The 12,152-nt window shown below is 67.4% G+C and carries 11 protein-coding genes, 1 other RNA gene and 1 pseudogene; 3 read left to right on the forward strand and 10 right to left on the reverse strand.

The window, feature by feature from the left end; all coding sequences use genetic code 11:
• Positions 1-916: 916 nt before the first annotated feature.
• From CCS01_RS03460 to CCS01_RS03490, 7 genes are all read right to left on the reverse strand, one after another.
• Positions 917-1,336, reverse strand: coding sequence for a helix-turn-helix domain-containing protein (locus tag CCS01_RS03460; RefSeq protein ID WP_104517432.1), 420 nt, complete (start codon positions 1,334-1,336; stop codon positions 917-919).
• Positions 1,333-1,875: a Smr/MutS family protein gene (locus CCS01_RS03465; protein WP_104517433.1), complete on the reverse strand. Its 543-nt coding sequence runs from the start codon at positions 1,873-1,875 to the stop codon at positions 1,333-1,335. Before CCS01_RS03465 ends, CCS01_RS03460 begins: the two co-directional genes overlap by 4 nt.
• Before the next feature lie 210 nt (positions 1,876-2,085).
• Positions 2,086-2,442, reverse strand: a complete 357-nt coding sequence (locus tag CCS01_RS03470; RefSeq protein ID WP_104517434.1) for a gamma-butyrobetaine hydroxylase-like domain-containing protein — start codon at positions 2,440-2,442, stop codon at positions 2,086-2,088.
• On the reverse strand, positions 2,442-2,645 hold the full coding sequence (locus tag CCS01_RS03475) for a Trm112 family protein (RefSeq protein ID WP_104517435.1): 204 nt from the start codon (positions 2,643-2,645) through the stop codon (positions 2,442-2,444). The genes CCS01_RS03470 and CCS01_RS03475 overlap by 1 nt, the downstream gene beginning before the upstream one ends.
• Positions 2,646-2,662: 17 nt before the next feature.
• On the reverse strand, positions 2,663-3,328 hold the full coding sequence (locus CCS01_RS03480) for an LON peptidase substrate-binding domain-containing protein (RefSeq protein ID WP_104517436.1): 666 nt from the start codon (positions 3,326-3,328) through the stop codon (positions 2,663-2,665).
• Positions 3,329-4,267 carry a tetratricopeptide repeat protein gene (locus CCS01_RS03485; RefSeq protein WP_104517437.1) on the reverse strand — a complete coding sequence of 313 codons (939 nt, stop codon included), beginning with the start codon at positions 4,265-4,267 and terminating at the stop codon, positions 3,329-3,331.
• Between the two features lie 495 nt (positions 4,268-4,762).
• Positions 4,763-5,695: a ribose-phosphate pyrophosphokinase gene (locus tag CCS01_RS03490; RefSeq protein ID WP_104517438.1), complete on the reverse strand. Its 933-nt coding sequence runs from the start codon at positions 5,693-5,695 to the stop codon at positions 4,763-4,765.
• A gap of 118 nt (positions 5,696-5,813) precedes the next feature.
• Here CCS01_RS03490 and ssrA point away from each other — a divergent pair.
• Positions 5,814-6,124: a transfer-messenger RNA gene (gene ssrA / locus CCS01_RS03495) on the forward strand.
• 2 nt (positions 6,125-6,126) lie between these two features.
• Here ssrA and CCS01_RS03500 read toward each other — a convergent pair.
• Positions 6,127-6,807: an ArsR/SmtB family transcription factor gene (locus CCS01_RS03500; protein ID WP_104517439.1), complete on the reverse strand. Its 681-nt coding sequence runs from the start codon at positions 6,805-6,807 to the stop codon at positions 6,127-6,129.
• A 148-nt stretch (positions 6,808-6,955) separates the two neighbouring features.
• On the opposite strand from CCS01_RS03500, the gene parE reads away from it, so the two are divergent.
• Positions 6,956-9,037 (forward strand): DNA topoisomerase IV subunit B, encoded by a 2,082-nt coding sequence (parE, locus tag CCS01_RS03505; protein ID WP_104517440.1) that lies wholly within the window; start codon positions 6,956-6,958, stop codon positions 9,035-9,037.
• Between the two features lie 661 nt (positions 9,038-9,698).
• On the opposite strand, the gene CCS01_RS03510 is transcribed toward parE, so the two are convergent.
• Positions 9,699-10,013 (reverse strand): hypothetical protein, encoded by a 315-nt coding sequence (locus tag CCS01_RS03510; RefSeq protein ID WP_146101546.1) that lies wholly within the window; start codon positions 10,011-10,013, stop codon positions 9,699-9,701.
• A 10-nt stretch (positions 10,014-10,023) separates the two neighbouring features.
• On the opposite strand from CCS01_RS03510, the gene CCS01_RS32505 reads away from it, so the two are divergent.
• Positions 10,024-11,034 (forward strand): hypothetical protein, encoded by a 1,011-nt coding sequence (locus CCS01_RS32505; RefSeq protein ID WP_146101547.1) that lies wholly within the window; start codon positions 10,024-10,026, stop codon positions 11,032-11,034.
• Between the two features lie 96 nt (positions 11,035-11,130).
• On the opposite strand, the pseudogene CCS01_RS03520 reads toward CCS01_RS32505, so the two are convergent.
• Positions 11,131-11,865: pseudogene (locus CCS01_RS03520) on the reverse strand (IS4 family transposase); the annotation flags it as partial.
• Positions 11,866-12,152 lie beyond the last annotated feature (287 nt).

A 12,152-nucleotide genomic window follows, 5' to 3' on the forward strand; every position in this document is an offset into this window, starting at 1 on the left:
CCGAAAGTTAGCGCCAATGGGACCAGGTCTGGCCATGACGGGTGCTAGAGCAAACCGCAGGCCGGTTGGGACAGGGCGACTGCGTTCCTCCTCCATCGTCTTGGCGGGCGCAGGCCCATAGGCGCTGACATAGCGGAGCACGTTGCCTCTTCGTCATGGCCCGGCTTGTCCGGGCCATAACGAAGAGGCAATGGCGTGCCGCCAGCCCGTTAAGTCGGCGCCTACGGCGCGCAGGCCCGCCATGACGATTGGGGGCAGATCGCCCTACCCGAAGTCGTGTCCCAACCGACCTGCGGTCTGCTGTACTCCCGGCCGCCGGAGATCCCACCCCCATTCCCTGCTGAACTCTTGCGACGAGCGGCAGTGTCGTCCCCGGGGGGGGACAAGGCAGCGGCAGAGCCTGGATTGGCGACCGATTTTCAACACGGAGAACGCGAAGGACCACCGAAGACCACAAAGGGTGTGAACGAGTCAGCCAAATGACACGGCGCAGGCCGTGCGCCAGGTACAAAGGATCTGCGACGAAACAACCGATCCCCCGGATCGGCGCACCGGGCTTCCCCGTCATGGCGGCTACCCGGGACAAGCCCGGGCACAGGCTCCGGGCCACCATCCACGCCTCGTGCTGATCACAGAAGGCGTGGATGGCCGGCCCAGGAATGCGGCTTGTCCGGTCCCGGCTCGCCAGCAAGGTCCGGTCTCCGTGGCGCTTCGTGGACCTCCGCTTTCTCCGTGTTGAGAATCAAGGAAGAATGAGCAGGCACGGACGGTTCCGGGGGAGGCACTGCCACCGCCACGGCTTCAGCCCCGGTTTCCATCCCCTGCCAAGGGCGGCGGGCCTTCTGCTCCATCCAACGGGTCAGCATTTTTGGCGGGCTGTACTCGTGCGCCACGACTGGCGGCCACTGGGACGCCGCTACACCCCTCGCGCCGCACGCCCCGCCGAGTGCGCCGGGCGGCGCAGGCGCGGCTTTGGCTGCTGCGCCGTGCTGTCCAGTACCGCATGCAGCGCGGCCACCGCCTCCGGCGTCAGGCGGTGGATCGCCTGCGCCAGACGGTTCGCCAGAGCGGTCTGCTCCGGCGTCAGGCCCGCGGTGTTCACCGTCACGCGTGGGTGCGACAACCGCGCCAGACGCGCCAGTTCATCCGCCTCGTCCCAGATCAGCCCGAAGAACTCGTTCACCTGGTGCACCAGCCCGGCGCTCGGGGCGCCGCGCCGCCCGTGCTCCAGCGCCGAGAGATAGGCGGCGGACACCTGCAGCCCCTCGGCCAGCCGCTTCAGGGTGACGCCACGCTCCGCCCGCAGGGCCCGCAGTCTGGCGCCGAACGGAGTCATCGGATCCGCCGCAGGATCAGCCGCACCGAGCCCTGGTTGAGCGCATGCGGATGCGCCGCGCCAAGGATCAGCGGCCGGATCTCCGGCAGGTTCAGCCACAGCGGGAACTCCCGCCGGATCACGCCGCCGGTCTCGCCGCTGCCCCGCCCGGTGATGACTTCCACGCAACGCACCTGATCGGCATGGGCGGTGCGCAGGAACGCCACCAGCGCATGGAACGCCCGCTGCGCCGTCATGCCGTGCAGATCGAGCTTGCGGACCGCCGGCAGTTTCCCCGTCCGGAACCGCTGCCAGGTGGCGCCGTCGACTCCGCCCGGTTGCACGCCCACCGCCAGCACCGGCGGCTTCGTGCGCGGCCTGGCGATCAGCGACGGCACCCGAGGCTGCGGCGGCAGGTCCGCCGCGGGTGGCGGCGGTTCGGGCACGACGGGCTCGGACGGGGCCACCGCCACCTTGCCCGGCAACGGCGCGATCAGCCGGACATAGGCCGCCCAGGACGCCTTGTCAGCGTCGGTCAACCGGCGGGCGCGAGGCGGCACGGGATCACCACGCCGGAACTCTGATCCCGGCTGGAGCGGCCTGCAGGCAGGCTGCGAGGCGCGGTCATGGCCGCCTCGTCACGGCGGGCGGAGGCCCGCCATCCACGCCTGGCGGTGCTGATATCGGGGAAAGGTGTGGATGGCGCACCTGCGCTCGCCATGACGATGATAGCGCGCCGCCGATCCGACCCAACCTTTCTGCGGCTTGCTCTAGCCCGGGTCGCGCGACAGGCCGCGCGCGGCCAGTTCATTGAGATACCCCGCCCAACGGCGATCTTGCTCCTCGCCAAGCTGCCGCAGGTAGTCCCATGAATAGATGCCGGTGTCGTGCCGATCGTCGAAGATGAGGCGGATGGCGTAGTGGCCGACGGGCTCGATGGCGGTGATACCGACGTGGCGGCGGCCGGCCACCGTCTGCTTCTGGTCGGGGCTGTGGCCCTGGACCTCGGCGCTCGGGCTTTCGACGCGCAGATACTCAGCGGGAAGGGCGAATTCCTTGCCATCATCGAACGAGACATGCAGCACCCGCGCCGCCCGGTCCAGTCGTATTTCCGTAGGTTGCGGCATTATTCGCCGAGTGGCCGGGCTTCCTCCGGCAGCATGATCGGGATGCCGTCGCGGATCGGGTAGGCGAGCCCGGCCTTGCGGCTGATCAATTCGTTGGCCGCGCGGTCGTACTCGAGCGGGCCCTTGGTCACCGGGCAGACCAGGATTTCCAGCAGGCGCGGGTCCACGGCGGCGTCGGATGCGGTTGCGACAGATTCAGGCATCGGGCGGTCCTTTGGGTTCAACTGATGGAGTGGCCGGGCGGCAGGTCGGGACCGGCTGCGCCCATCTGCAGCAGGGCGAGCAGGGTCGCGGCGCGCTCGGCCGGGGTTGGGGCTTCGAGCAGGGCCTGCTTCTCCACCGGCTCGAACGGGCAGGCCATGGCCAAGGTCACGACCAGGGCGTCGTCCGGCATGCGGCGGATCGCCTCCCAGTTGGCGTCGACCCCGCGCCGCCCGAAATAGCCGCGCAGCGCCGCCAGCATATTCTCGCGGTCCAGCGCGACCGGCGCCGCCGACAGGTCGAGGTCGTCGATATAGCGGGAGAAATCGCCACGCACCCGGCGGTAGCCGTGGTGCATGTCGATCTCGCTGTCGATGGTGAAGCGGATCAGCCCGGTCAGGGTGACCAGCAGCTTGCCGTCGTCTGTTTCGCTGAACGAGGACAGCCGACCAAGGCAGCCGACGCGGTACAGCCCCGGCCCATGCTCCAGCACGGGCGCGTTCAGGTCGGGCTGCACCATGCCGAACATCCGCCCCGTGGCCAGCGAATCGAGCGTCATCGCCAGGTAGCGCGGCTCGAAGATGTTCAGCGGCAGTTTCCCGCGCGGCAGCAGCAGGGCGCCGGTTAGCGGGAACACCGCGAACTCCTGCGGCAGGTCTTCCGGATAGGGGTGGAACGGATGCATCTAGCTGAACAGCAGCGCGGACAGCCGCCGCCGCGCCGCCGCGGTCGCCGGATCGTCCGAGCCCCAGGCCTCGAAGAACTTCAGCAGCTGCAGCCGGGCGGCGTCCTCGTTCCAGCCGCGGGCGCGGCGGATGATCTCCAGCAGCGCCTCGGCCGCCTGCTCGCGCTGGTTCAGCGCGTTCAGCGCCGTCGCCAGGTCGTAGCGCGCCTGGTGGTCGGCCGGGTCCGCGGCGACCCGCGCCTGCAGTGATTGCAGCTGATCCTTGGCCGCGCGCCCCTCGCGCGCCAGCGCCAAGGCCGAGCGGGCACCGGCGACTTCCGCGTGCTCGGCCAGTTTCTCCGGCACCTGCGTCAGCGCGTGGTCTGCCTGGTCTTCCTGGCCGAGCGCGATCAGGGCGCGGACCAGGCCGCCCCAGGCGTCGCCGTTCTCGGGTTCCTCGGCCAGCAGGGCGCTGAACAGCTCACCCGCCGCCTGCGCGTCGCCCTGTTCCAGCGCCGCCCGCGCCTCGGCGAGCAAATCGGCCGCGGGCATCGAGCCGCCGGCGGCCTTCAGCAGGCCCTCGACGAAGCGCTTGACCTCCGACTCGGGCTGCGCGCCCTGGAACAAGTCGGCGATCTGGCCCTGCCAGAAGGCGGCTACGGTCGGCACCGACTGCATCGGCAGGCCGAGCTGGGCGAGCTGGCGCACCAGGCCCTGGTTCTTGTCGATGTCGATCTTGACCAGCTTGACCCGGCCGCCGGCGGCTTTCACCACCTTTTCCAGCGTTGGCGTCAGCTGCTTGCAGGGGCCGCACCACGTTGCCCAGAAATCCACCAGGACGGGAATCTGGCGTGATGCGTCAATGACGTCCTGCATGAACGTCTTCTGGTCGCCGTCGATGATCATGTTGGCCGCAGCATTCGCCGAGCCGGGTGCCGCCTGGCCGAGGATATGGTCCATGGTCACTGTTCCTGGTCGTTGACGTTTACATGTAGCCGATTGGCCAACAGACAAGCGGTTGGCACCGGCATAACATTCGGCCGGACCATGCCGCCTTGTGGCACCGGCGTCCAGGGTGGCGCTTGGGGGCGGGTCTTATGCGTACCAGGATAAGCGGGCCGGTCGTGCAAGGTCGTCGCCCCATCGTCGTAGGCCCCATCGTCGTCGCCCCCATCGTCGTCGCCTCCATCGTCATGGCCGAGACACGCACCATAGGCGCTAACCCAGGCGGCCCGGGACGCGGCCGTTGCAGCAACGTCATGGTGGGCGAAGGCCCGGCATCCACGCCTTCGCCTGTATCAGCACCGTAAGGCGTGGATGGCGGCCCTGCGGCCGCCATGACGACGGGGCGGTGCGCCACGCCCGGCCGCCTAAGTTAGCGCCTATGCGGACACGACCGGCCGGATCAGGCAACGACCCAGCCCGGCCGGGTGGGGCAACGGGCCAGCCTGGCGGTCAGTCGAACAGCGAGCTGACCGAGCTTTCGTCGCTGATCCGGCGCATCGCCTCGGCCAGCAGCGGCGCGATGGTCAGCTCGCGGATGTTCGGGCAGCGCTTCACCTCGGCCGTCGCCAGGATCGAATCGGTGATCGTCATCATCTCGATGGGTGACGACGCGATGCGGGCCACCGCCGCGCCGGACAGCACGCCGTGCGTCACATAGGCGCTGGCCGAGCGGGCACCGCGCTTCATCAGCGCGTCCGCGGCGTTGCAGTGGGTGCCGCCCGAGTCCACCAGGTCGTCGACGATGATGCAGTCGCGGCCGGTGACGTCGCCGATGACGTTCATCACTTCGGAGTGGCCGGCCCGCTCGCGCCGCTTGTCGATGATCGCCAGGTCGCAGTTCAGCCGCGTGGCGATGGAGCGGGCGCGCACCACGCCGCCGACGTCCGGCGAGACGATCATCACGTCACGGCCGCGGTAGCGTTCCTCGATGTCGCGGCTGAACAGCCCTGCGGCGATCAGGTTGTCCACCGGGATGTCGAAGAAGCCCTGGATCTGGCCGGCGTGCAGGTCCATCGTCAGCACGCGGTTGGCGCCGGCCTCGGTGATCAGGTTGGCCACCAGCTTGGCGGAAATCGGCGTGCGCGGGGCCGATTTGCGATCCTGCCTGGCGTAGCCGAAATACGGGATCACCGCGGTGATGCGCCGGGCGGAGGATCGGCGCAGCGCATCCAGCGTGATCAGCAGCTCCATCAGGTTGTCGTTGGCCGGGAAGGACGTCGGCTGGATCACGAACACGTCCTCGCCGCGGACGTTTTCCTGGATCTCGACGAACACTTCCATGTCGGCGAAACGCCGGATCGAGGCCTTGGTCAGCGGCAGCTCGAGGATGTTGGCAACAGCTTCAGCGAGGGGGCGATTGCTGTTGCAGGCGACAATTTTCATGGGGCAGGGGCCGCTGAAGTGGAAATACCGGACCGGTCTGAACGCCGGAAACGAGCGGCTTCTAGCAACGGGACTGTCACATGTCCATGAAGATGCTGCATGGGCGCAACCACCGAATGGGCTTGAACGCGCATCGGAAGTCGCTTACATGACGCCCCGTCAGCTTGCTGACTATGGCGATAAACGGCGCGTGGAATAAACGTTGTGGACCCGGGGGCAGTGCCCGGCGCCTCCACCAGTTTCCCCGGATATCCGGGATCATGGGGGCGAAACAGGCTCGACACGCGTAGTAAAGACCCGCTCTTTGCTCGGCATTGTACCGCCGTTATCGGGCTAACACACAAGTGCCAACGATAATGAGGCGCTCGCTGTCGCTGCATAAGCGATAAGCGCGGTTCGGGGGGCACCGGGCAACAGAAGCCCCCCAATTCTCACTCCAATCGTATGCCGAACCGCTGTGCGAAGCCGTCCGCGCCCGCCCGGGTGATCGTCACGGCGCGGGAATCGCGCTGGCGCTCGATCCAGCCCAGGTCGAAGCAGCGGGCCGCCAGGGCCGCGCCCAACCGCCCCGCCAGATGCGGGCGGCGCTCGCTCCAGTCCAGGCAGGGGCGGCAGAACACCCGCTTCCCCGCCGCCGGCGCCGCGCCGAATGCGTGCAGGAAGGCGTGCCCGCCTTCCGTCACCTCGCCGCCGTCGCCGCTCAGGGTGAGGCAGCCGGATGCGGTCAGCGAGTCGGCCAGCGCCACGCCCAGCCGTCCGGCGAGGTGGTCATAGCAGGTGCGAGCCGTCCGCAACGCCTCGCCGCCGCGCCAGGCCGCCGGGCGGGTCGGCTCCGGACCCGCCACCGCCATGACGCTTTCCAGCATGTGCCCGACCAGCGGCGAGGCCAGGCGGAAATAACGGTGGCGTCCCTGTTTCGCGCCCGTCAGCAGCCCGGCGTCGGTCAGCCGGGCCAGGTGGCCGCTGGTCGTCTGCGGCGAGACATGCGCGGCGAACGCCAGTTCCTTGGCGGTCAGTGCCCGCCCGTCCAGCAATGCCACCAGGATATTGGCCCGGGCCGGGTCGCCAAGCAGCGCCGCGATCGAGGCAACACGTGCGATCTCGCTTGTCATTTCACTATAATGGGGCGACTCGCACGAACCCGCAGCACCGGACAGTTCGGTCCCCGCCGAAGTAAGCGATGGCCGGAATAAGCGCGTGAAGGATATTGCAGAAGCGCCCGCGCGCCATGTAGGGTGCATCAGGAGTTGGGAACACAGCATGAACGATCTCTTCGGCGCACGGTCCGAAAAGCCTGCCAAATCTGCCCCGGGGCCTGCCGCCAAATCCGCTCCGGCGTCCGCTCCCAAGGCCGCCCCCACGGGTCGGGGCGAGGCCGAGCGGCGGCTGCCGCTGCCGGCGCGCGAGGACTCGGACTACTCCGCCAAGGACATCGAGGTCCTGGAAGGGCTGGAGCCGGTGCGCCGCCGCCCCGGCATGTATATCGGCGGTACCGACGAAACCGCGCTGCACCACCTCGCGGCGGAAATCCTCGACAACGCGATGGACGAGGCGGTGGCCGGCCACGCCAGCTTCATCGAGGTCACGCTGGAGCAAGGCAGCTGGCTGACCACCCGCGACAACGGCCGCGGCATCCCGGTGGATCCGCATCCCAAGTTCAAGTCGCTCAGCGCGCTGGAGGTGATCCTGACCACGCTGCACTCCGGCGGCAAGTTCGGCGGCAAGGTCTATGCGACCTCGGGCGGCCTGCACGGCGTCGGCAGCTCGGTGGTGAACGCGCTGTCCGAGGTGATGGAGGTGGAGGTCGCGCGCGACCGCGTGCTGTGGAAGCAGACCTACGCCCGCGGCAAGCCGACGACCAGGCTGGTCAACGCCGGGCCGGTGCACAACCGCCGCGGCACCACCATCCGCTTCAAGCCCGACCCGCAGATCTTCGGGCCGTTGGCGTTCGTGCCGAGCCGGCTGTACCGGCTGTGCCGCTCCAAGGCCTACCTGTTCCGCGGCGTGGAAATCCGCTGGAGCTGCGCGCCGGCGCTGCTGAACGGCAAGGACGAGGTGCCGGCCGAGGCGGTGCTGCACTTCCCCGGCGGCCTGCGCGACAGCCTGGAGGCCGACATCAACGGGGCCGGGAAGGTCCTGCCGCAGATCTGGTCCGGCGAGGCGGGCCTGCCCGGCGAGGCCACCGGCAAGCTGGAATGGGCGGTGGCCTGGTTGGAGGACGGCGAGGGCTTCCTGCACTCCTACTGCAACACCGTGCCGACGACGCAGGGCGGCACGCACGAGGCCGGGTTCCGCAGCGCCCTGGTAAAGGGTCTGCGCGCCTGGGGCGAGCAGCGCGGCAACAAGCGCGCGGCGCAGATCACCGCCGAGGACGTGCTGACGCCGATAGCGGCAAAGATGTCGCTGTTCATCCGCGACCCGCAGTTCCAGGGCCAGACCAAGGAGAAGCTGACCAACGCGGAAGCGTCACGCCTGGTGGAAGGCGCGCTGCGCGACCGGTTCGACCATTTCCTCGCCGGCGACCCGGCCTCGGCCGACAACCTGCTGGCCTTCGTCATCGAGCGCGCCGAGGAACGCATCCGCCGCAAGGAGAACAAGGACGTCCAGCGCAAGTCCGCCACCCGCCGGCTGCGGCTGCCGGGCAAGCTGACCGACTGCACGCGGGAGAACGCGGCGGAGACCGAGATCTTCCTGGTCGAGGGCGACTCCGCCGGCGGCTCGGCCAAGCAGGCGCGCAACCGCGAGACCCAGGCGGTGCTGCCGCTGCGGGGGAAAATCCTGAACGTCGCCAGCGCCTCGGCCGACAAGCTGCGGCAGAACCAGGAGCTGAAGGACCTGATCGAGGCGCTGGGCTGCGGGGTGGGAGACCGGTTCGACCGGGCCAAGCTGCGCTACGGGCGGATCATCATCATGACCGACGCCGACGTGGACGGGGCGCACATCGCCTCGCTGCTGATGACGTTCTTCTACCGGGAACTGCCGGACCTGGTGCGGAACGGGCATATCTACCTGGCGCAGCCGCCGCTCTACCGGCTGACCCAGGGAGCGCGGACGATCTACGCCATGGACGACAAGGACCGCGAGCAGAAGCTGCGCCGCGCGTTCAAAGTCGGCAGCAAGGTCGAGGTCAGCCGGTTCAAGGGCCTGGGCGAGATGCCGCCGGCGCAGTTGAAGGAGACCACCATGGACCCGGCCAAGCGGACGCTGCTGAAGGTGATGGCGGTGGCCGAGGAACGGGCGGAGACCAGCGAACTGGTGGAAAGCCTGATGGGGCGGCGGCCGGAACTGCGGTTCGCGTTCATCCAGGAGCGGGCGAAGACGGTGGAAGAGGTGGATGTTTGAGGCGTTACGCGACGACCCGGCGGTACGGAGCCGGCGGGCTGGCCAGGAGAAATGGACGGCGTTTCTGCGCTGGGTCGATGATCATAGCCACGACCGATGGGTTTATCGAGGGCTTGGCGACTGCTCATACGAACTGAGGGCAGGGGCCGGGCGCGTGCCGCTTTACGGTGTCAGGACCGAGCGGGTGTTGCTTGAGGTATTTGAACGTCGCGCCAGCGAATTCGTTGACACGAGACAGTCCGGGCCTTGGGATTGGCTTGCGTTACAGCAGACCACAGGTTGGTTGAGACAGGGCGACGGCGCGCCCCACTCGTCATGGCCGGGCTTGTCCGTAGGCGCTACAGCAGACCGCAGGTTGGTTGAGACACGGCGACGGCGCAGCTCACTCGTCATGGCCCGGCTTGTCCGGGCCACCTATTCCAGCACGTGTGCCGCGACAGGTGGCCCGGACAAGCCGGGCCATGACGATGAAGACAGGCCGTCTGCGTCCCAACTAACCTGCGGTCTGCTGTAGCTTAACCTGGTTGCCCTTGAAACCAGCGCCCGGCTGCTGACGTCAGACGGGATGAAATTACGACCCACCGACGAACTCCCAATACCGGCCCTGGCCGATCTTGATGAACTGGTGTCGCGCCTGGGCGGCGAGGAGGCGTTGAGTGCATCAGCGCGTGCCCACGGCGCCTTCAGTCGCGCGCGTGAGGTCAATACCGCCATCGATCTGCTCCGCCTTGTCCTGACCTACGGCCCCGGCCACCTGTCCCTGCGCGCGGCCGCGGCGGCCGAAGGCGGGCTGTGCGACATCTCCGACGTCGCCTTGATGAAGCGGATCCGGCGTGCGGCGGACTGGCTGGAAGCGCTGTGCGCCGAGCAACTCAGCCTGGCCGACGTCGCTCTGGGCGAGGCCGCGGGCGCGATCACCATCGTCGACGGCAGCCTCATTCAGTCGCCCGGCACGGGCACGAACTACCGGCTGCATCTGCAGTGGGATGCGACACGCCAGCGCAGCGTCGCGGATCACCACCACCGCGGTCAGCGAGCGGCTGGACCTGCTGGGCAGCACCGGGATCTGCATCCTGATCGGCGACCGCGGCTATCCGCAGCCGGATGGGCTGCGCAACACCCTGGCCAGCGGGGTCGATGTGCTGGTGCGCCTGACCTGGAACAGCCTGTCGCTGACCACCCACGATGGCCAGCCGGTGGACTGGCTGGCGCTGTGCGAGCAGGCTGACGGTACGGGCTGCGTCGACATCCCGGTGCGGGTACACAAGGCGCACCGCCGCCGCTGGCAGATCGAGATCTGGCCGTCATGGTGCGTCTCAAGACTCACAAAGGGGTTGCGGGACAGTCATGCCATGCCGAAGCTGGCGCAGGCGGCTGAATTCGGCTTCATCGACGCGGATCAGCCACAGGCTGTGGCTCAGCACCGGGACTTTGCGAGCAGTAACGACACGGCGCTGAATCCAAGTATAGATAGTGCTGTATGGAATGCCGAGCCGCGCGACAAGCTCGCTGATGGTCAACTCTCCGGGTTCGCGCTGCTTGAACCGGGTGACCCAGCCCCGATGCGGCGCGATCGAGATGCCAATGCGATGCAGCAGCTGTCGCACCATGTCGGCGGTAAAGGTGGCGCGTTGCTTGGGTGGCATCCAGCCCTCCGCATTCAAGGTCTCTGCGATCATCGGCGCTTTGTGGCCGCTGGCATGCAGGTCCTGGATGCGCTCCAGCAGGGCGGAATGATTGCTCATCTGTGTGAGGTGCGCGACCGGCCGCCGCAGCGCGTGGTGCGTCTGCACGCCGCCCGCCCAATGGCATTCCACGGCAACCGCCTCGCTGTTACCTTTCACCGTCACGATGATGCCTTCCAGCATCAGCCGAGCGATGGCCTGCCGATCGGCGGACGTTGTATCTACGGCCATCCATATCGCAGGACACCGGCGTCCGGTCAAAAGCTGAACAAATTCAATTGGTTATTTTCTATGACAGTATCGCAATCGTAGATGTCGGATGAAAGCACAGTCTGAATCGGCGTTTTTTCGAATACTGATGCCGAAAGGACCTGCATGAATGTGTAGAGTGAGACCTCCAGATCCAGCCGTTTGCGCACAATGGCGGCCAGAACGTACGCTGGCGCGGTCGCTGGCAGCCGAATAGACGCGATGCGCCTTGAGGTTGGATTTTGCCCGCGTCACAAAGAAGGCACCGGATCGATGCAGCCGGTGCAGCCGCGCAAAATCGACGTAGGCCCGGTCCATGACATAGATCGCACCCGCTTCGGGAAGCAGCATGTCCAGCGCATGCACGTCGTGCAGCTCGCCGTTCGAGACGTGAATGAAACTCGGGATATTGCCGCGCAGGTCGAGCAACGTGTGCATCTTCACCGCAGCTTTCGGCGCGCGGAAGTCGGCCCACGGGAACACCGACAGACACAGATCGATGGTCGTCGAGTCCAGGGCGTAAACGGTGTTGGTCAAATCCACACCCAGGCTTTCATCGGAATAAAGCCGCCGCGCCTGGCCGATCAGCCGTTGCGCGAAATCCGCATAAATCCGCCAGTCGCGCCTCTCGTTGGCGTCCGCAAGCGTCGACCGGCGCACCGGTTCACGAAACCCCATGTGATAGAGTTTGGCGGCCTGCGTCGACAGGCAGACCTCGATGTCGCGCAGGCTTTCCCGGTACGTCAGTTGGGCGAACGCCATCGCCCGATACTGCTCGGCGCAGGACAGCGTCCGCACACCGGTATCACCGCCATGCCGTGCAACGACACGGCTGAACGTCTTCCAGGGCAGGAACTCCATCAACCGCGCGAAAAGCGTCTTGCCAGTGTTCATCGGGGCCTCCCAGGGGCACCCCGGAAGCTTGCACCGAGTTCAAATCGTGGACACCGGATTTTCCTCCGAAACCCGCCTAACTCCTGGCATTCAGGGAAGTTCGTTCGCAGTTAACCGGACAGCAGTGGGGCAATTTCTTTTGTCCTTCAACAGCAATTGTGGTTCCTCGCTGTTTCAGGTGGGTAGGGCGAGTTCGAGCTTACCCGCGATGAGGTAGATCATCGCCTTCAGGTTGCGGGAGGAGCGGTAGCCCCGGGCCTTGGCTTTGGCCGCCTGGACGAGGCTGT

The sequence above is a fragment of the Rhodopila globiformis genome (assembly GCF_002937115.1).
Lineage (GTDB): Bacteria > Pseudomonadota > Alphaproteobacteria > Acetobacterales > Acetobacteraceae > Rhodopila > Rhodopila globiformis.

What these genes read in the sequence shown, in the direction of transcription:
- CCS01_RS03475 (WP_104517435.1), bottom strand. Translation starts at nt 2,645, where the DNA reads ATGCCTGAATCTGTCGCAACCGCATCCGACGCCGCCGTGGACCCGCGC.
- CCS01_RS03480 (WP_104517436.1), bottom strand. Translation starts at nt 3,328, where the DNA reads ATGCATCCGTTCCACCCCTATCCGGAAGACCTGCCGCAGGAGTTCGCG.
- CCS01_RS03490 (WP_104517438.1), bottom strand. Translation starts at nt 5,695, where the DNA reads ATGAAAATTGTCGCCTGCAACAGCAATCGCCCCCTCGCTGAAGCTGTT.
- CCS01_RS03485 (WP_104517437.1), bottom strand. Translation starts at nt 4,267, where the DNA reads ATGGACCATATCCTCGGCCAGGCGGCACCCGGCTCGGCGAATGCTGCG.
- parE (WP_104517440.1), top strand. Translation starts at nt 6,956, where the DNA reads ATGAACGATCTCTTCGGCGCACGGTCCGAAAAGCCTGCCAAATCTGCC.
- CCS01_RS03510 (WP_146101546.1), bottom strand. Translation starts at nt 10,013, where the DNA reads ATGCAGCCGGTAGTTCGTGCCCGTGCCGGGCGACTGAATGAGGCTGCC.
- CCS01_RS03500 (WP_104517439.1), bottom strand. Translation starts at nt 6,807, where the DNA reads ATGACAAGCGAGATCGCACGTGTTGCCTCGATCGCGGCGCTGCTTGGC.
- CCS01_RS03470 (WP_104517434.1), bottom strand. Translation starts at nt 2,442, where the DNA reads ATGCCGCAACCTACGGAAATACGACTGGACCGGGCGGCGCGGGTGCTG.
- CCS01_RS03460 (WP_104517432.1), bottom strand. Translation starts at nt 1,336, where the DNA reads ATGACTCCGTTCGGCGCCAGACTGCGGGCCCTGCGGGCGGAGCGTGGC.
- CCS01_RS32505 (WP_146101547.1), top strand. Translation starts at nt 10,024, where the DNA reads ATGCGACACGCCAGCGCAGCGTCGCGGATCACCACCACCGCGGTCAGC.